The 18477-nt window shown below is 70.7% G+C and carries 13 protein-coding genes; 8 read left to right on the top strand and 5 right to left on the bottom strand.

Annotation, left to right across the window (positions count from 1 at the left end):
• Positions 1 to 161: 161 nt before the first annotated feature.
• A complete protein-coding gene (locus J2Y70_RS12185) occupies positions 162 to 764 on the bottom strand; it encodes a TetR/AcrR family transcriptional regulator (protein WP_309917704.1) in 603 nt (200 codons plus the stop codon).
• 140 nt (positions 765 to 904) lie between these two features.
• Here J2Y70_RS12185 and J2Y70_RS12180 point away from each other — a divergent pair, with 140 nt between their 5' ends.
• Genes J2Y70_RS12180 through J2Y70_RS12165 form a run of 4 tightly spaced genes read left to right on the top strand, consistent with a single transcriptional unit; the run spans position 905 to position 7503 of the window.
• Positions 905 to 2107: an efflux RND transporter periplasmic adaptor subunit gene (locus tag J2Y70_RS12180; protein WP_309917701.1), complete on the top strand. Its 1203-nt coding sequence runs from the start codon at positions 905 to 907 to the stop codon at positions 2105 to 2107.
• A 14-nt stretch (positions 2108 to 2121) separates the two neighbouring features.
• A complete protein-coding gene (locus J2Y70_RS12175; RefSeq protein ID WP_309917698.1) occupies positions 2122 to 5271 on the top strand; it encodes an efflux RND transporter permease subunit in 3150 nt (1049 codons plus the stop codon).
• Position 5272: 1 nt separating this feature from the next.
• Positions 5273 to 6769, top strand: a complete 1497-nt coding sequence (gene adeC, locus J2Y70_RS12170; protein WP_309917694.1) for an AdeC/AdeK/OprM family multidrug efflux complex outer membrane factor — start codon at positions 5273 to 5275, stop codon at positions 6767 to 6769.
• A 2-nt stretch (positions 6770 to 6771) separates the two neighbouring features.
• Complete coding sequence (locus J2Y70_RS12165) at positions 6772 to 7503, top strand: TetR/AcrR family transcriptional regulator (RefSeq protein ID WP_309917692.1); 732 nt, start codon at positions 6772 to 6774, stop codon at positions 7501 to 7503.
• Here the strand turns inward: J2Y70_RS12165 and J2Y70_RS12160 are convergent.
• Together J2Y70_RS12160 and J2Y70_RS12155 are read right to left on the bottom strand one after the other, a co-directional pair.
• Positions 7451 to 8683, bottom strand: coding sequence for an MFS transporter (locus tag J2Y70_RS12160; protein WP_309917689.1), 1233 nt, complete (start codon positions 8681 to 8683; stop codon positions 7451 to 7453). The two genes, J2Y70_RS12165 and J2Y70_RS12160, sit on opposite strands and share 53 nt — an antisense overlap.
• Positions 8680 to 9123, bottom strand: a complete 444-nt coding sequence (locus J2Y70_RS12155; RefSeq protein ID WP_309917686.1) for a MarR family winged helix-turn-helix transcriptional regulator — start codon at positions 9121 to 9123, stop codon at positions 8680 to 8682. The genes J2Y70_RS12160 and J2Y70_RS12155 overlap by 4 nt, the downstream gene beginning before the upstream one ends.
• 241 nt (positions 9124 to 9364) lie before the next feature.
• Here J2Y70_RS12155 and J2Y70_RS12150 point away from each other — a divergent pair, with 241 nt between their 5' ends.
• On the top strand, positions 9365 to 10516 hold the full coding sequence (locus J2Y70_RS12150) for a winged helix DNA-binding domain-containing protein (RefSeq protein WP_309917683.1): 1152 nt from the start codon (positions 9365 to 9367) through the stop codon (positions 10514 to 10516).
• A gap of 135 nt (positions 10517 to 10651) precedes the next feature.
• Positions 10652 to 11059 (top strand): SMI1/KNR4 family protein, encoded by a 408-nt coding sequence (locus J2Y70_RS12145; protein ID WP_309917680.1) that lies wholly within the window; start codon positions 10652 to 10654, stop codon positions 11057 to 11059.
• Between the two features lie 11 nt (positions 11060 to 11070).
• On the opposite strand, the gene J2Y70_RS12140 is transcribed toward J2Y70_RS12145, so the two are convergent.
• Positions 11071 to 14088 (bottom strand): PAS domain-containing protein, encoded by a 3018-nt coding sequence (locus J2Y70_RS12140; protein ID WP_309917679.1) that lies wholly within the window; start codon positions 14086 to 14088, stop codon positions 11071 to 11073.
• Positions 14089 to 14421: 333 nt separating this feature from the next.
• Here J2Y70_RS12140 and J2Y70_RS12135 point away from each other — a divergent pair, with 333 nt between their 5' ends.
• Positions 14422 to 15477 carry an XdhC family protein gene (locus tag J2Y70_RS12135; RefSeq protein WP_309917676.1) on the top strand — a complete coding sequence of 352 codons (1056 nt, stop codon included), beginning with the start codon at positions 14422 to 14424 and terminating at the stop codon, positions 15475 to 15477.
• Entirely contained in the window at positions 15474 to 16079 is a 606-nt protein-coding gene (locus tag J2Y70_RS12130) for a nucleotidyltransferase family protein (protein WP_309917674.1), read from the top strand. Before J2Y70_RS12135 ends, J2Y70_RS12130 begins: the two co-directional genes overlap by 4 nt.
• Positions 16080 to 16270: 191 nt before the next feature.
• On the opposite strand, the gene J2Y70_RS12125 is transcribed toward J2Y70_RS12130, so the two are convergent.
• Positions 16271 to 18466: a xanthine dehydrogenase family protein molybdopterin-binding subunit gene (locus J2Y70_RS12125; RefSeq protein ID WP_309917665.1), complete on the bottom strand. Its 2196-nt coding sequence runs from the start codon at positions 18464 to 18466 to the stop codon at positions 16271 to 16273.
• Positions 18467 to 18477 lie beyond the last annotated feature (11 nt).

Genomic DNA, 18477 nt, shown 5'->3' with positions numbered 1-18477 from the left:
GGGGGGGTGTTTGGTGATACTGGGGTGGGGTAGTGGGGCGCTTTGGAGTTTGAGCTGTTGGTGCGGCTCCAGCCGCTACTGGATTTCCCGATAGCGCCTGTCGCGGCTGAAGCCGCTCCTACAAATGCGCCTATTGGCGAATACGCCACCCACCATTCCAGCTAAGTCCCATAGCCGCCGAAGAACACCTGCAGCGCGCGCCGCGTCGCCTCGCGCAGGTACTCCGGCGACGGGTTCTTCAGCGCGCCGAACAGGCAGGGCATCAGCGTTTCCGCTTCCAGCAGCCCGGCCAGGTGGCGGGCGGCGGTGGTCGGGTCGGCGCGGCGCAGCCGGCCCTGCTCCATCTGCTCCTGCAGGTAGATGCCCAGGCGGCTCATGCCGTGGTCGGGGCCACTCTCGAAGAACAGCAGGCCGATGTCGGAGCGTCCCGACACGCCGATGATGGTCTGCCACACCTGCACCGACTGTTCCGAACACAGGAAGCCCAGGGCGTCCTCGCCCAGGCGCTGCAGTGCGGTCGGCAGATCGTCCTCGGTCTGCATCAGCGCGGCCAGGATCGGCTCCATGAACCGCTCCGCGACGCTGTGCGCCACCGCCACGAACAGCTCTTCCTTGGACGGGAAATAGCCGTACAGGGTGCGTTTGGAGCTGCCGGCACGGCTGGCGATCTGGGTCATCGAGGCGCCCTCGAAGCCGGCCTCCAGGAACACCCCGGCCGCCGCTTCGACGATCGCTTCGCGTTTGGCTTCGGTCCTGACGCGCATCGCTCTGCCGTGGGGAAGGGCGCTTAAGTATACCGGGAGGGCAGAAATGATTGACGGCGCCGGATCGCATGATTAGTATACCGAACCGTACCGTTTAGATTCTTTCGCCCCGCCTGCGTCCCCCACCCGGAGATTCCCTCGTGCGTCCTGTCCTGTCCTCTCGTCTCTCGCCGGCCCTGGCCGTGGCGGTCACCCTGCTGTTGAGCGCCTGCGGTTCGCCCCCGGGCGGCCCGCCGCCGGAGGAGGGCACGCCGCAGATGGGCGTCGTCACCGTCGCCACGCGCCCGGTCGCGCTGACCACCGAATTGCCGGGGCGCACGCTGCCGTACCTGATCGCCGATGTGCGGCCGCAGGTGAACGGCATCATCCAGGCGCGCAAGTTCCGCGAGGGCGGCGAGGTCAAGGCCGGCGAGACGCTGTACCAGATCGACCCGGCCAGCTATCGCGCCACCTACGACAGCTACGTGGCCGCGCTCGGCAGGGCGCAGGCCACGCTGCGCACCGCGCGGCTGAAGGCCGAGCGCTACCGCGAACTGGTGAAGGTGTCGGCGATCAGCCGGCAGGACAGCGACGATGCCGATGCCGCGCTCGGGCAGGCCGAGGCGGATGTCGCCGCAGCCAAGGCCAACGTGGAAAGCGCGCGCATCAACCTGGCCTATGCGCGGGTGGATGCGCCGATTTCCGGGCGCATCGGCAAGTCCAGCGTCACCGCCGGCGCGCTGGTCACCGCCAGCCAGGCGACGGCGCTGGCCACGATCCAGCAACTGGATCCGATCTACGTCGACGTCACCCAGCCCAGCGCCTCGCTGCTGCGGCTCAGGCAGGCGCTGGCCAGCGGCGAACTGGAGAAGGCCGACGCCACCGCGGCCAAGGTGTCGCTGCTGCTGGAGGACGGAAGTCCGTACCCGTTGCAGGGGCGGCTGGAGTTCTCCGACGTCACCGTCGACCAGAACACCGGCTCGATCACCTTGCGCGCGGTGTTCCCCAACCCGAACGCGGACCTGCTGCCGGGCATGTACGTGCGTGCGGTGCTGCAGGAGGGGATGAAGGACCAGGCGATCCTGGTGCCGCAGCAGGCGGTGTCGCGCAACGGCGCGGGCAAGCCGACCGCGTACGTGGTCGGCCGCGACCACACGCTGCAGCTGCGCGTGCTGGAGACCGACCGCGCGGTCGGCGACCAGTGGCTGGTGCGCAGCGGGCTCAAGCCCGGCGAGCAGCTGGTGGTCGAGGGCCAGTCGCGGGCCCGGCCCGGGGCGACGGTCAAGACCGTGCCGTGGCAGGCGAAGGCCGCCACCGCCGCGGCGCCTGCCGCTGCCGCGGCCGCGCCGCGCGCGACCAACTGAGGCGCTAGACCGTCATGGCACGTTTCTTCATCGACCGCCCGATCTTCGCCTGGGTGCTGGCCATCATCGTGATGCTGGCCGGCATCCTCTCCGTCGTCACCCTGCCCATCGCGCAATACCCGAGCATCGCGCCGCCGGCCGTGGCGATCACCGCCAACTATCCCGGCGCCTCGGCCAAGACCCTCGAGGACACCGTCACCCAGGTCATCGAGCAGAAGATGAAGGGGCTGGACCACCTGAGCTACATGGCCTCCACCAGCGAGTCCAGCGGCCAGGTCACCATCACCCTGACCTTCGACAACGGCACCGACCCGGACACCGCGCAGGTGCAGGTGCAGAACAAGCTGTCGCTGGCCACGCCGCTGCTGCCGCAAGAAGTGCAGCAGCAGGGCGTGACCGTGACCAAGTCGGCGACCAACTTCCTCAACGTGCTGGCCTTCACCTCCGAAGACGGCAGCATGAGCGACTCGGACCTGTCCGATTACGTGGCCGCCAACGTGCAGGAAGCGATCAGCCGCGTCGAGGGCGTCGGCGACACCACCCTGTTCGGTTCGCAGTATTCGATGCGGATCTGGCTGGACCCGAACAAGCTGAGCAATTTCAGCCTGACCCCGCTGGACGTGAAAACCGCGGTCCAGGCGCAGAACGCGCAGGTCTCGGCCGGCCAGCTCGGCGCGCTGCCGGCCGCCGCCAACCAGCAACTCAACGCCACCATCACCGCGCAGACGCGGCTGAAGACCGCCGCCGAGTTCGAGGACATCCTGCTGCGCACGCAGTCCGACGGCTCGCAGGTGCGCCTGCGCGACGTGGCCCGGATCGAGCTGGGCAGCGAGAGCTACAACACCGTCGGCCGCTACAACGGCAAGCCGGCCGCGGGCCTGGCGATCAAGCTCGCCACCGGCGCCAACGCGCTGGACACGGTCAAGGCGATCGACGCCAGCATGGCCGAGCAGGAGAAGTTCTTCCCGCCCGGCATGAAGGTGCAGAAGCCCTACGACACCACCCCGTTCGTGCGCATCTCGATCGAAGAGGTGGTGCGCACGCTGATCGAGGCGGTGGTGCTGGTGTTCCTGGTGATGTACCTGTTCCTGCAGAACTTCCGCGCCACGCTGATCCCGACCATCGCCGTGCCGGTGGTGTTGCTGGGCACGTTCGGCGTGCTGGCGGTGTTCGGCTACACCATCAACACGCTGACCATGTTCGCGATGGTGCTGGCGATCGGCCTGCTGGTGGACGACGCCATCGTGGTGGTGGAGAACGTCGAGCGGGTGATGAACGAGGAGCAGTTGCCGCCCAAGGAAGCCACGCGCAAGTCGATGGGGCAGATCACCGGCGCGCTGGTCGGCGTGGCCCTGGTGCTGGCGGCGGTGTTCGTGCCGATGGCGTTCTTCGGCGGCTCCACCGGCGTCATCTACCGCCAGTTCTCGATCACCATCGTCGCGGCGATGACGCTGTCGGTGCTGGTGGCGATGGTGCTGACCCCGGCGCTGTGCGCGACCTTGCTCAAGCCGGCCAAGCAGCACGGCATGGCCACCACCGGCTTCTTCGGCTGGTTCAACCGCCTGTTCGACCGCGGCAACGGCCGCTACCAGGGCGTCGTGCGGCACATGCTGGGCAAGGGCTGGCGCTACATGATCGCCTACGCGGTGGTGCTGGCGCTGGTGGTGGTCGGCTTCATGAAGCTGCCGGTCGGGTTCCTGCCGGACGAGGATCAGGGCACGCTGTTCGTGCTGGTGCAGCTGCCGCCGGGCGCCACCGCATCGCGTACCGATGCGGTGATCCGCCAGGTCGAGCAGCATTTCCTGGTCGAGCAGAAGGACTCGGTCGCCGGTGTGTTCGCCGTGTCCGGTTTCAGTTTCGCCGGCAGCGGCCAGAACGTCGGCTTCGCCTTCGTCAAGCTGCGGCCGTGGGACGAGCGCACCGGCAAGGGCCAGAGCGTGACCGACGTGGCGGGCAAGGCGGGCGCGTTCTTCGCCGGCATCCGCGACGCCAAGGTGTTCGCGTTCGCGCCGCCGGCGGTGTCCGAGCTGGGTAATGCGACTGGCTTCGACCTGATGCTGCAGGACCGCGCCAACCTCGGCCACGCCGCGCTGATGCAGGCGCGCAACCAGTTGCTGGCCGAGCTGTCGCAGGACAAGCGGCTGGTCGCGGTGCGCCCGAACGGGCAGGAGGACACGCCCGAGTTCAAGCTGGACATCGACCCGCATAAGGCCGAGACGCTGGGCCTGTCGATCGCCGACATCAACGGCACCTTCTCCAGCGCCTGGGGCAGTACCTACGTCAACGACTTCATCGACAAGGGCCGGGTCAAGAAGGTGATGCTGCAGGCCGATGCGCCGTACCGCATGCTGCCGGAGGACATCGACCGCTGGTACGTGCGCAACAGCGCCGGCACCATGGTCGCCTTAAGTTCCTTCGCCAAGGCCAGCTGGAGCATGGGTTCGCCGCGGCTGGAGCGCTACAACAGCGTGCCGTCGGTGGAGATCCTGGGCATGGCGCTGCCGGGCGCGGCGTCCAGCGGCGAAGCGATGGCCATCGTCGAGGCCGCGGCGGCCAAGCTGCCGCCGGGCATCGGCTACGAGTGGACCGGCCTGTCGCGGCAGGAGAAGGCGTCCAGCGGCCAGACCGGCATGCTGTACGCGCTGTCGATCCTGATCGTGTTCCTGTGCCTGGCGGCGCTGTACGAGAGTTGGGCGATCCCGTTCGCGGTGATCCTGGTGGTGCCGCTGGGCGTGTTCGGCGCGCTGCTCGGCGCGATCCTGACCTGGAAGATGAACGACGTGTACTTCCAGGTGGGGCTGCTGACCACCATCGGCCTGGCGTGCAAGAACGCGATCCTGATCGTGGAGTTCGCCCGCGAGCTGCACGAGAGCGGCAAGAGCCTGCTGGAGTCGGCGCTGGAAGCGGCGCGCATGCGTCTGCGGCCGATCCTGATGACCTCGCTGGCGTTCATCCTCGGCGTGGTGCCGCTGGTGCTGGGCAGCGGCGCCGGGTCCGGCGCGCAGCACGCGCTGGGCACCGCGGTGATCGGCGGCATGCTGTCCGGCACGATCCTGGCGATCTTCTTCGTGCCGCTGTTCTTCGTGCTGGTGTGCGGCCTGTTCAAGCGCCGCGCCGGCACTCCCGACGACCCGTCCGCCGCGCGCGTCGCGGAAGGAGCCTGAGATGTCCCGTTTCCTGTTCGCCCCGCTGGCGCTGGCGGTGTCCGCCGCGCTCGCAGGGTGCAGCCTGATGCCGACGTACGAGCGCCCGGCTGCGCCGGTGCCGGCGGCCTTCGCCGGCGCCGACGCCGACAGCGGCGCGCAGGCCGGCGCCGCGCAGGCCGGCGCCGCGCAGACCGGCACGCTGCCGGTCGCCGACATCGGCTGGCGCGCGGTGTTCACCGATCCCAAGCTGCAGCAGGTGATCGAACTGGCGCTGGACAACAACCGCGACCTGCGCGTGGCCGCGCTCACCATCGACCAGGCCTGGGCGCAGTACCGGGTGCAGCGCGCCGACCTGGCGCCGGGCGTGGACCTGGCCGGCAGCGGCAGCGGTTCGCGCACGCCGGGCGATCTGTCGGCCGCCGGGCGCCCGTCGGTCGCGCACAGCTACAGCGCCACGCTGGGCATCAGCGCCTACGAACTGGATCTGTTCGGCCGCGTGCGCAGCCTCAAGGAACAGGCGCTGCAGCAGTTCCTGTCCACCACCGAGGCGCAGCGCAGCACCCACATCAGCCTGATCGCGCAGGTCGCCACGGCGTATCTCACCCTGGCCGCCGATCAGGACCTGCTGCGGTTGGCGCAGGACACGCTGACCAGCCAGAGCGAGAGCTTGCGGCTGCAGCAACGCAGCTTCGACCTCGGTGCGGCCTCGGCGCTGACCCTGCGGCAGGCGCAGACCACGGTGGAAAGCGCGCGGGTGGACGTGGAGCGCTACACCGCGCAGGTGGCGCAGGACCGCAACGCGCTGCGCCTGCTGGCCGGTGCCGAGGTGCCGGCCGCGCTGCTGCCGACCGCGCTGCCGGACAGCGCCAGCGCCGACGCCAACGTGTTGGCCGGCATTCCGGCGGGGCTGCCGTCGGAACTGCTGCAACGCCGTCCGGACATCTTGCAGGCCGAGCGCACCCTGCAGGCGGCCAACGCCAACATCGGCGCCGCGCGCGCGGCGTTCTATCCGAGCATCAGCCTGACCGCCTCGGCCGGCAGCGCCAGCGCCGGCCTGTCCGGGCTGTTCAAGGGCGGCTCGGGCAGCTGGAGCTTCGCGCCGAGCATCTCGTTGCCGATCTTCGACGGCGGCCGCAACCGCGCCAATCTCGACATCGCCAAGGCGCAGCGCGACATCGACGTGGCCAACTACGAAAAGGCGATCCAGACCGCGTTCCGCGAAGTGTCCGATGCGCTCGCCGCGCGCGACACGCTGGGCCGCCAGCTGCAGGCGCAACAGGCGCTGGTGGACGCGTCCGCCGACAGCTACCGGCTGTCGCAGGCGCGCTTCGAGCGCGGCGTGGACAGCTACCTCGGCGCGCTGGACGCGCAGCGCACGCTGTACGCCGCCGAGCAGGCGCTGATCGATACGCGGTTGTCGCGCTTCACTAACCTGGTGACCTTCTACAAGGCGCTGGGTGGCGGCTGGGTGGAGATGGCCGCGGCCACGCAGGCCACGGCAGCGGTGGATCGCTAGCGATGCCGCGGCACCGCGCCGCGCCGGTGCCGCGGCGGCGCGCACCCGCGGCCACGCGCGAGAAGCGCGCCGCGATCCTGCGCGCCGCCCGGCAGCTGTTTTCCCGCGACGGCTTCGACCACACCAACATGGACGCCATCGCCGCGTGCGCGGACGTGTCCAAGGCCACGATCTACGCGCATTTCGCCAACAAGGACGCGTTGTTCCGCGCGACCGTGGACGCGATGGTGGGCGAGATGCCGGATCGCTGGGAGGCGCTGCTCGCCACCGCCGGGCCGTTGCAGCCGCGGCTGGCGGCGGTGGCGCACGCGCTGATGGAGATGGCGACCGGACCGCTGCCGAAGGCCATCCATCGCATGCTGGCGTTGTCCACGCAGTTCGCGTTGCCGCATGCCGATACGCACTGGGACCTGTGCTTCGAACGCTACGATCGCGCCATGCAGCGGTTCCTGCGCGCCGAGACCGGGCGCGGCACGTTGGCGATCGCCGACGTGGCGCATGCGTCCGCGCAGTTCTTCGGGCTGGTCGCCGGCGCACCGGCGCTGCGCGTGCTGCTGACCGGCGCGGCGGTCGCGCCGGAACGGTCGGCGGCGGCGTGCGTGGACAGCGCCGTCGCGTTGTTCGTCCAGGGCTACCGGCCCGATCCGATGTCCGCTGCCGCGTCGCCGGTGCCGGCGCCCCCTAGGCGGGCTGCGCGGCGCGCAGCGGGCGCTGCTCGCGGATCGGCAGATTGACCAGCGCTGCGGCCACCGCCAGCGCCATGTCGGCGTACCACATCCACTGGTAGTCGCCGAAGCGCTCCAGCGCCACACCGCCGAGCCAGGCGCCGAAGAACCCGCCGATCTGGTGCGAGAGCAGGGTCAGGCCGAACAGGGTGCCAAGGTAACGCGGCCCGAACAGCTTGCCGATCAGCCCGGCTGTGGGCGGGACCGTCGCCAACCAGGTGAAGCCGAGTGCGGCGGCGAACAGGTAGAAGGTCAGCGGCGTCGGCGGCGCGAGCAGGTACAGGGCGATCAGCACCGCGCGGCTGGCGTACATCGCCAGCAGCAGCCATTTCATGCGCACGCGCTCGCCGAGCTTGCCGGCGACCAGGCTGCCGGCGACGTTGAACAGGCCGATCAGCGCGATGGCGATCGCCGAGACGCTGGGCGCCAGCCCGCACAGCGCGATCTCGCCAGGCAGGTGGGTGACCAGGAACGCGATGTGCACGCCGCAGGTGAAGAAGCCCAGGTGCAGGCACCAGTAGCTGCGGTCGCGCAGGGCGACGCGCAACTGCGCGCGCAATCCGCCGTCCGCGGCGACCGCTGTCGCCGATGGCGCCTGCGCGTGACTCTTGCCGCGCAGCGGCCAGGCCAGCGGCAGGGTCAGCAGCGACAGCGCCGCCATGCCGGTCATGGCCATCGCCCAGCCGGCGGCGCCGATCATCCATTGCACCAGCGGCGCGAACAGGAACTGACCCAGCGACCCGCCGGCGTTGATCAGCCCGGCGGCGAACGAGCGCTGCTGCGGCGCGAGCCGATGCGCGGTGGCGCCGATCAGCACCGAGAAGCTGCCGGCGCCGGCGCCCGCCGCGGCGAGCAGGCCGAGGCTGACGATCAGGCCCCATTCGGTCGGCATCAGCGGCGCCAGGCCCAGGCCCAGCGCCAGCAGCATCCCGCCCAGCCACAGCACCGGCAGCGGGCCGCGCTGATCGGCGATGGCGCCGAACACCGGCTGCACCGCGCCCCACACGAACTGGCCGACCGCCAGCGCGAAGCTGATCGCGGCGATGCCGACGCCGCTGCTGCGATGGATCGGCTCGACGAACAGACCGGTGGTCTGGCGCGCGCCCATGGTCAGCATCAGCGTTGCCGAGGCGATGAGCAGCAGGCCCCAGTGGCGGCTGGCCTGCGCGTGCGGCGCCGCGTCACTCATGCGGTGGCGTCCTCGCGATCGGCGCCCAACGCGCGTTCAAGCTGCCGCAGCTGGCGGTGCAGGGCGTCGATGGCGGTGGTGCCGGCGAGGGCGTCGATCCGCGCCTGCGCGCGCTCCCAGTGCGGCAGCGCGCGTTTGAGCAGGCGCCGGCCGGCGGCGCTGACCACCACCAGCTTCTGCCGCGCATCGTCGCTGCGGCGTTGCTCGATCCAGCCGGCCGCCTGCATCGGCTTGAGATTGCGCGACAGCGTGCTGCGGTCCATGCCCAGGCGTTCGGCCAACGCGCCGAGCTGCTGTGCGCTGCCGGCGCGGCGCAGGATCGAATACTCGTTCAGGCTCAGCCCCACCGCGCTCAGTTCGCGGTCGTAGACCTGCGAGGTACGGCGCGCGGCGCGGCGCAACAGGAAACAGGTGCAGCGGCAGGGGAGGGCATCGTCCATGGTTCGGCAAAGTACGTGCATATGCATGTAGTTGGCAAGCGCAAGGTCGGCAGGGACGGCGGCATGCCGCCGTCGTTTGCGCGTAGCACGGGCCGAGCCGGGCGGGGCAGGGTGCATGCAGTTGCAGCGGTGGCAGTGCACCCTGCCTGGCGCAACGACGCATGCATGCGCACGCGCGATCGCGTGGTGCCCGACGTTGCTATGCTCTGCGGCGCCTTGCGCCTGCCGGAGTGCCGCACCGATGCCGAAGACCCCCGCCGCCTCTGTCCCCATCGCCGCCGCGCGGGCGCGCGCGCTGTGGCTGGACGCGCAACGGCTGACCACGCCCGCGCCGTTCGGCGCCGGCGCCGAAGCGGTGCGGCGGGCCACCGCGCACCTGGGCTACGTGCAGATCGACACCATCCACGTGATCGAGCGCAGCCACCACCATGTGCTGTACAGCCGCATCCCCGACTACCGCAAGCAGGATCTGGAACAGGCGCAGTCGCAGGACAAGTCGGTGTTCGAATACTGGACGCATGCGCTGGCCTACGTGCCGATCGCCGACTACCGCATGTACGTGGCGCAGATGGCGCGCTACCGCGCCGAGGCGGACGCGGCCGGCAGGATCGATCCGGCCGACTACACCAAGCTGCTGCGGCGCATCCGCAACGACGGGCCGTTGTCGATCCGCGACATCGACGACGACGTGCTGGTCGAGAAGACCCATCCGTGGGGCAGCCGCAAGCCGTCGCGGGCGGCGCTGCGCTACGGCTTCTTCAGCGGCGACCTGGTGGTCAGCCAGCGCAGCGGCATGCTCAAGACCTACGAGCTGGCCGCGCGCCATTTCGGCTGGACCCGGCGCCCGCGCCCGGCCAGCGACGCGCAGTACGCGCGCTATCTGCTGGAGCGCGCGCTGCGCGCGCAAGGCCTGGTCGGTGTGGACTCGATCTGCTACGGCCATGCCGGCGCCAAGCCCGCGGTGCGCGCGCTGATCGCCGCCGCGGTCGCCGCCGGACGGCTGCTTCCGGTGCACCTGCAGGGCCAGGAGCAGGCGACGTTGTGGGCCGAACCGGCGCTGCTCGAGCACGCGCCGCCCGTGCCGGACGAGACCGTCGCGCATCTGCTGTCGCCGTTCGATCCGCTGGTGATCCAGCGCAAGCGGCTGCAGCAATTCTTCGGCTACGAACATCGCTTCGAGGCCTACGTGCCGGCGGCGCAGCGGGTGCTCGGCTACTTCGCGCTGCCGGTGCTGGTCGGCGACCGCATCGTCGCCGCGCTCGACCTGAAGATGGACCGCCAGGCGGGCAGGCTGCTGATCCAGAAATGGACCTGGCTGGTGCCGCAGCGGCCCGCGCTGAAGCGCGCGATCGAGGCGGCGCTGCAGCGTTTCGAGCGCTTCCATCTGCAATAGCGAGGCGCACTTGCCGCGTCCGTGTGCCGCCGGGTTGTGCGAACTTGGCCAAGCCGCCCGAACGATGCGCGGCCCGCTGCAGACACGCCCTATACTCGCCGCCTCGTGCCAGAGCAGAGCAGCGGGAGCGCTCGAATGCAGCTGATCCTCGAAGACTCCGGGCAGGCCCTCACCGTGCAGGAGCTGGACGAATTTCAGCAGCAATTCGGTGCGCAACTGCCGGCCGGCTTCAGGCAGTTCTATCTGCAGCACAATGGCGGGGACCTGTCCGACGACCATGGCGACAACGATTTTCTGCTGGGAGGTTTCACGCCGATCAAGTACGGCATGGCTCCGATCGAGACCGTCTACCGCGACCTGACCGACAGCGTTCCCTCCCTGCAGGGAATGATTCCCTTCGCCTACGACTATGGCGGCGACTGTTTCCTGTTGTCGCTCAGGAAAGATGACCACGGGAAAATCTACCTCTACCTGATGGACGAGGAGGAACTGGCCCTGGTAAGCGATTGCTTTGACGACTTCATGGCCGAACTCACCGGCTGAGCGGCCGCGACCTAGTTTTCGCAGGCCGCCGCTTCGTTCCCGCCCGCGTTGTCGCCGGCGCCCACCGCGTCCATCACCGCCCGCGCCAGCCCGGCACGCGAGTACGGCTTGGACAGGCGCGGGATCTGCGGGTGCGCGCCCGGCGCCAGGTCGGTGTAGCCGGAGAGCAGCAGGATCGGCAGCGCCGGCTGCGCCTGGCGGATCGCCACCGCCAGCTGCATGCCGGTCATGTCCGGCATCGCGTAGTCGGTGACCACCAGGTCGAAGCGCTGCTGCGCGAGCATGGCCAGCGCCTCGGGACCGGAGCCGGCCGCGGTGACCTGGTGGCCGAGTTCGCCGAGCATCTGCGCGGTGTTGGCGAGCACCAGTCGGTCGTCGTCCACCGCCAGGATCTTCAGCGCGCCGGCCGCCACCGCCGGCAGCGCCGGCGTGCGCACCGCGGGCGCGGCGGCGGCGGCATCCGCGTCGGTGGCCGGCAGCCAGATTTCCGCGGTGGTGCCCAGGCCCGGCGTGCTGTGGATCAGCAACGCGCCGCCGCACTGCTGGGCCAGCCCATGCACCATCGACAGGCCCAGGCCGGTGCCCTTGCCGACGCCCTTGGTGGTGAAGAACGGCTCGGCGGCGCGCTTGAGCGTGGCCTCGTCCATGCCGGTGCCGGTGTCGGTGACCGCCAGGCACACGTAGCGGCCGGGCCGCAGCCCATCGGCCGCGTGCCGGCGCCGCGCCGCGCGCGCGGCGATCAGGATGCGGCCCTGGCCGTCCATCGCGTCGCGCGCGTTGACCGCCAGGTTCAGCAGCGCCGTTTCGAGCTGGTTGGCATCGGTCTCCACCGCTGGCAGGCGCGTCGGCAGTTCCAGCTGCAGCGCGATGGTCGCGCCCAACGAACGTTCCAGCAGGTCGGTCATGCCCTCGACCAGCGTCTTCACGTCGAGCCGCTCGGTGCGCAGGTCCTGCCTGCGCGCGAAGGCCAGCATGCGCGCGGTCAGCGCGGCGCCGCGTTCGGCGCCGGCGGTGGCGTTGTCCAGCAGCCGCCGCAGCAGCGGGTCGTCCGGCACGCGCCCGCGCAGCAGTTCCAGGTTGCCCAGGATCACCGTCAGCAGGTTGTTGAAGTCGTGCGCGATGCCGCCGGTGAGGTTGCCGATCTCCTCCATCTTCTGCGCTTGCCGCAGCGCCTTCTCGGCCATGATCCGCGCGGTCATCTCCACCGCCTCGAACACCATCCCCATCGCCGTGCCGGCCGCATCCAGCACCGGCCGCAGCGACAGGTCGAAGGCGCGCACGCCGGTCGGCAGGTTCAAGGTCATGCTCATGTGCTCGGTGCCGCCGGCGGCGACGCGGCGCACCGCGGCCTCGACCAGTTCCGGCGCACCGTCCGTCTTCGCGAACCACGGCGTGGTCCACAGCGGCCAGTCGCGGATGTCGTCCAGGCGCGCGCCGATACCCTGCAGCGCGGTGGCGTTGGTGTAGCGCAGGCGCCCGTCCAGGTCGAGCAGGCCCTGGAACAGGTGCGAGGTCTCCAGCACGGTGCGGATGTTGGATTGGCTCTGCGCCAACTCGGCGGTGCGCTCGGCCACCTTGCGCTCCAGTTCGCGCAGGAAGCGCTGTTCGTCCAGCCGTCGCTGCGCCTCCGAGCGCACGCGCTCGATGTGCGCCCAGGAACGCTCGGTCACTTCGGTCAGCAGCGACAGCTCCTCCTGCGTCCAGCGGTGCGGCGCGCTGTCGTGGATGGCCATCAGTGCGGTCAGCCGTCCTTCCTTGACCAGCGGCATGCAGATGGTCGCGGCCAGGCCGATGTCCAGGAACGTGGCCGCTTCGTGCGGCGGCAGCTGCGCGCGGTTGTCGTCCAGCACCAGCGGCAGGCCGGCGCGCAGGTTGCGCACCGCCAACTGGCCGAACGCGGTCAGGCTGTAGTGGCCGGTGATGCTCTGCGCGCCGGGCGCGCTCCAGTCGCCGCGGATGGTGAAGCCGTCCTGGTCCGGATCCATGTCCGCATAGGCGCACACCGACACGCGCAGGTACTCGCCGAGCAGGCGCGTGGTGGTGGCGAGGATGGCGCCGGCATCGGTGCTGGCGGCGGTGGCCTTGGCCAGCGCGTCGAGAAACCGCAGGCGCCGCTCGTTGGCGCGCAGCGCGTCGGCGCTCCGGCGCTGCTCGGTGACGTCGTGGCCTTCGATGAAGATGCCGGTGACCTCGCCGGACGGACCGGTCACCGGCTGGCAGACGAAGTCGAGGATGCGTTCGTGCGCCTGGCCGTCGTGCTGCAGCTGGAACGTCGCCGAATTGGCGACGAAGGCCGTGCCCGTGCGGTAGGCGTTGTCCAGGATGTCGAGGAAGTCCGGCCGCGCCATGTCCGGCAGTGCGGCGCGGATCGGCAGGCCGAGCAGCTCGCCGCCGCCCATCAGGCGTACGAACGCCGGGTTGGCCAGTTCGACCACGTGGTCGCGTCCGGTCAGCATCACCATCAACCCCGGTGCCTGGTCGAACAGGCGGGTCAGGCGCGTGCGCTCGGCCTGGATATGGGCCTGCGCGCGCACCCGCTCGGTGGTGTCGACGACGAAGGCGATGATCCCGGCGGGGGCGCCGTCGTCGTCCAGCACCGGCGAATAGTCCAGGTCCATCCACACCTGCTCGGGGCGGCCGTGGCGGTGCAGGGTCAGTTCCTGGTCCTTGTACGACAGCGTCTGCCCGGCCAGGCCCACCTTCATCACGTGGTCGTTGAACTCGGCCACTTCCGCCCAGCCCTGGCGCACCTCCGAGCCGAGCAGCTGCGGATGCCGCGCGCCGGCGAAGACCGCGTAGGCGTCGTTGTAGATCATGATGCCCTCGGGCCCCCACAGCAGCACGATCGGCAGCGGCGAGCGCAGCAGCATCGCGGTTACCGTGCGCAGGCTCTGCGGCCATGCCGACAACGGCCCCAGCGGCGTACGCGACCAGTCGAAACGGCCGATCAGCGCGCCGGTCCCGCCGCCGCCGTGCAGGAACGGGTGCGCGTGGGCCTCGGCGGCGGGAGTCGCGTGGTCAGGGCTCATGAGGGGGAATTGCCGGCGTCGTGCGGGTAAGCGGCGGTACTTTACCGGAGCGTTCTGCGCCGGCCATGACATGGAGTTCATGCGCGCAGGCGGGCCGATCCGGGACCGGCAGGCATCTGGCATGCACGACGGCGCGGGGCATCGGCAAAGGGTGCGCGGCCGGCGTGGCGAGCGCGGCGCATGCCTCGCGCGGATCGTGCGCGACACAAAGCCGCCGCCGTGCGCCGCCGCGGGGCGATGGCGGCGAATACATTGCCCGCGTCCACCGGCGAACGGATCGGGCCTTCACAAGCGCCTGCTTAGTCTGTGATTCCCACCTTCAGCGACAGCCGCATGTCCGCCGCCAGACACTGTCTCCACGCCGCCATCGTCGCCTGCCGAAAGCGCGCACCCGCCGTGCTGGCGGTGGTGATGGCCAGCGAAGGCTCCACCTATGCGCATGCCGGCGCGATCGCGCTGTTCGGCGCCGACGGCGCGCAGCAGGGTTGGCTCAGCGGCGGCTGCCTGGAGCCGGAGATCGCGCGCTGCGCGGCGCGCGCGGCGGCGGCCGGCGCGCTGGCGTGGATGGAGATCGACACGCGTGACGACGACGACCTGCTGTCCGGCTCGGCGGTGGGCTGCCGCGGCCGCCTGCGCCTGGCCTTGTTGCCGTTGTCGGCACTGCCCGGCATTGAGCGCCTGGCGCAGGCCTGGCTGCAGCGGCGCGGCGGCTTGGCCCTGGCGCTGGATGGCGACGGTGGCGTGGTCGCGGCGGTGGCCGGGCAGACGCTGCAGTGGCGGGTGCCGTGCCAGGCCTGGAATGGCGCGGCGGCCTGCGGCGGGCAGGTACAGGTGCCGCCGCCGCCGCGGGTCAGCGTGTTCGGCGCGGGTCCGGAAACCGCGGTGCTGTTGCCGCTGCTGCGGCAACTGGGCTGGATGACCACGCTGGTCGAGCAGCGGCCGCGCTGGATGGCCCAAGCCGTGCTGGCCGACCTGGCGTTGGCCTGCACGCCGACCCGCGCGCTGGCCGACTGCGCCGACAGCGATGCGGCGCTGGTGATGCACCACCACTTCGAACTGGACCGCGAAGCGCTGGACGCGCTGGCGGGCAGCGCGATCCCGTTCCTGGGCCTGCTGGGGCCGCCGCGCCGGCGCGAGGATCTGTTCCGCCTGCTGCGCCCGCAACAGCACGCGCAACTGCTGCCGCGGCTGCATGCGCCGGTCGGGCTGCGGCTGGGCGGCAGCGGCGCGGAGGCGATCGCGCTGAGCATCGCCGCGCAGCTGCAGGCCACCCGCACCGCGCCGCCACGGCCGGACGCGGTGGCGGAGGCGGGCGGCAGGCCGCGGCGCTCGCACCGCGATGCAGTGGCGCCGCCGGTGCCCTTGGATGCCGAGGAGGAAGCGCGATGAGCCAGGCGCACGCGGCGTTGATCCTGGCCGCCGGCGCCAGCCGCCGCCTCGGCCACGCCAAGCAGGCGCTGACCCGCGACGGCGAGCCGCTGCTGCGCCGCGCCGCGCGCCTGGCGCTGGCCACGGCGCCGGCGCGTTGCGTGGTGGTGCTGGGCGCGCAGGCCGAGGCGCTGCGCCCGGCGCTGGACGGGTTGCCGGTGGAAGTGGTGCGCAATCCGGACTGGTCCAGCGGCATGGGCGGCAGCCTGGAGTGCCTGCGCGCGGTCGTCCACGACGACGCCTCCATCAGCCACAGCCTGGTGCTCGGCTGCGACCAGCCGGCGCTGGATCTGCCGCACCTGCACGACCTGCTGGCCGCGGCGATGCGCGCCGCCTCCGGCTGCGCGATCAGCGCCTACGCCGGCGTGCGCGGCATGCCGGCGGTGGTGGCGCAGGACTGTTGGCGCGGGCTGCGCCTGTCCGGCGACCGCGGCCTGCGTGCGCTGTTCGAGGCGATGGCGCCGGACAGCCTCGGCTGCATCGTGGCCCCGGCGCTGGCGCTGGACCTGGACACCCAACAGGACGTGCTGGCCGCGGTGGAGCGTGGCTGGCTGGATCCGTAGCGGCCAAGGAGGCTGGGGCGCTGGTTACGGACGAGCGAATCCCTTGTAGGAGCGGCTTCAGCCGCGACCGGCTCTATCGGCAAGGCCACGGTCGCGGCTGAAGCCGCTCCTACAGGAAAGCATGACGGGCCACCCTGGCCGCGCACGAGCGCATGCCACGCCTGGCGCAGCGATGCCAGGTGCCGCCGCGCTCAGCCGATCAGCTTGTCCGGGGTGATCGGCAGTTCGCGGATGCGCTTGCCGGTGGCATGGAACACGGCGTTGGCGATCGCCGCGGGAATGCCGACCATGCCCAGTTCGCCCATGCCCTTGACCCCGAGCGGGTTGACGATACGGTCCTGTTCTTCCACGAACATGGTCTCGATCTGCTGCACGTCGGCGTTGACCGGTACGTGGTAATCGGCCAGCGACGCATTGAGCATGCGCCCGTAGCGATGGTCGACCTCGGTGCCTTCGCTGAGCGCCATGCCGATGCCCATCACCACCGCGCCGATCTCCTGGCTGTGCGAGGTCAGCGGGTTCATGATCTTGCCGCAGGCGGTGGCCTCGATGACCCGCGTCACCTGCACCATGCCGGTGTCCGGATCGACCTTGACCTCGATGAACTGCGCGCCGTGCGCGGCGGTGGCGTACTTCTGGCGCTCGGCCGAGGGCTTGGACTCGTGCACCACCTCCAGTTCCTGCAGGCCGTGCTGGCGCATCAGTTTGGCCACATCCAGGCCGGCCTCGGGCTTGCCGGTCGGGCGCAGCCGGCCATCGGCCAGTTCCACCGCGTCCACGTCCAGGCCGCTGAACGCCGATTGCCCGTCCTGCCTGGCCAACTCCAGCAGCTTGGCGCGGATCTCGCGCACCGCGCCGTGGATCGCGCTGCCGACGCTGGCGGTGGTCCACGAGCCACCCTGCGACGGCGCCTTCGGCAGGCGCGTGTCGCCGAGTTCGAACTGCACGCGCTTGGCGTCGATGCCCAGGTATTCGGCGGCGATCAGGGTCATCACCGTATAGGTGCCGGGGCCGATGTCGGCGGTGGCGCTGCCGACCACGGCGCTGCCGTCGGCCTTGAGCAGCACCCGCGCCAGCGCCGGCATCTGCATCGCCGGCCAGGTGCCGGTGGCCATGCCCCAGCCGACCAGCAGGCGCCCATCGCGCATCGAGCGCGGTTCGGGGTTGCGTTTGCTCCAGCCGAAGGTCTCGGCACCAAGCCGGTAGCACTCGCGCAGCGCCTTGCTCGAGAACGGCTTGCCGGTTTCCGGATCGGTCTCGGCGTAGTTGGCCAGGCGCAGCTGCAACGGGTCCATCTTCAGCGCATGCGCCAGTTCGTCCATTGCGCACTCGATGCCGAACATCTGGCTGATCGCGCCGGGCGCGCGCATCGCCTGCGGCGTCGGCAGGTCGGTGTCGACCACCTCGAAGCGGTCCTCGACGTTGGGGCAGGCGTACAGCGAGCGCGCGTTGCGCAGGAACGCTTCATTGAACGCCTCGATGCGCGAGGTGTTGAGCACGTGCCGGTAGCGGATCGCCTGCAGCTTGCCGGCGGCGTCGGCGCCCAGGTCCAGTTCCACCCGGTAGTAGGGGCGGTAGCCGTGGCCGCTGAACATCTGCCGGCGGGTGTAGACGATCTTGACCGGGCGGCCGACCGCCTTGGACACCGCGCCGAGCAGGAAGGTGTAGTAGTTCGGGCGCAGGCACGAGCCGAACGCGCCGCCGACGAACAGCGACACCACGTTGACCCGCTCGGTGGGAATGCCGAAATAGCCGGCCAGCTGCTCGCGATCCTGGTGGACGTTCTGGCTCTTGTTGATGACGGTCAGCGTGTCGCCGATCCAGTAGCCGATGCCGCCGTGCGGCTCCATCGGGTTGTGGTGCTCGATCGGCATCGTGTACGCGGCCCGCACCTGGGCCGGCGCGGCGGCGAACGCCGCGGCCGGGTTGCCGCGCGGCGGCGGCGACTCCTTCGGCGTCGGATCGTAGGCCTGGCCGAGCAGCGCCACGAAATCGGTGCTCGGCGTTTCCGCCGCGTAGTCCACCTGGATCAGCCGTGCGGCATGCCGCGCCTGCTCGAAGCTGGCGGCGACCACCACCGCGATCGGTTGCGCGCTGAAATGGATGCGCTCGTCGACCAGGGCGCGGAACGACAGGTCCTCGCCTTTCTTCTTGACCTCGTCGGACACCGGCTTGACCGAATTCAGATGGGTCAGCACCTTGATCACCCCCGGCGCGGCCTCGGCGGCGCGGGTGTCGATGCGCACGATGCGGCCCTTGGCGATGGTGCTGGTGAGGATGTAGCCGTGGGTCAGGTGCGGGATCTGGAACTCCGCCGCGTAGCGCGCCTTGCCGGTGACCTTGGCGTAGCCGTCGACGCGACGCATTTCCTTGCCGATGTAGTTCATTGCCGGTTCTC

The organism is Xanthomonas sp. 1678 (genome assembly GCF_031455575.1).
In the GTDB taxonomy this organism is placed as follows: Bacteria; Pseudomonadota; Gammaproteobacteria; order Xanthomonadales; family Xanthomonadaceae; genus Xanthomonas_A.
The sequence above is the reverse complement of the archived record's forward strand: the minus strand, read 5'-3'. Positions and strand labels throughout refer to the sequence as shown.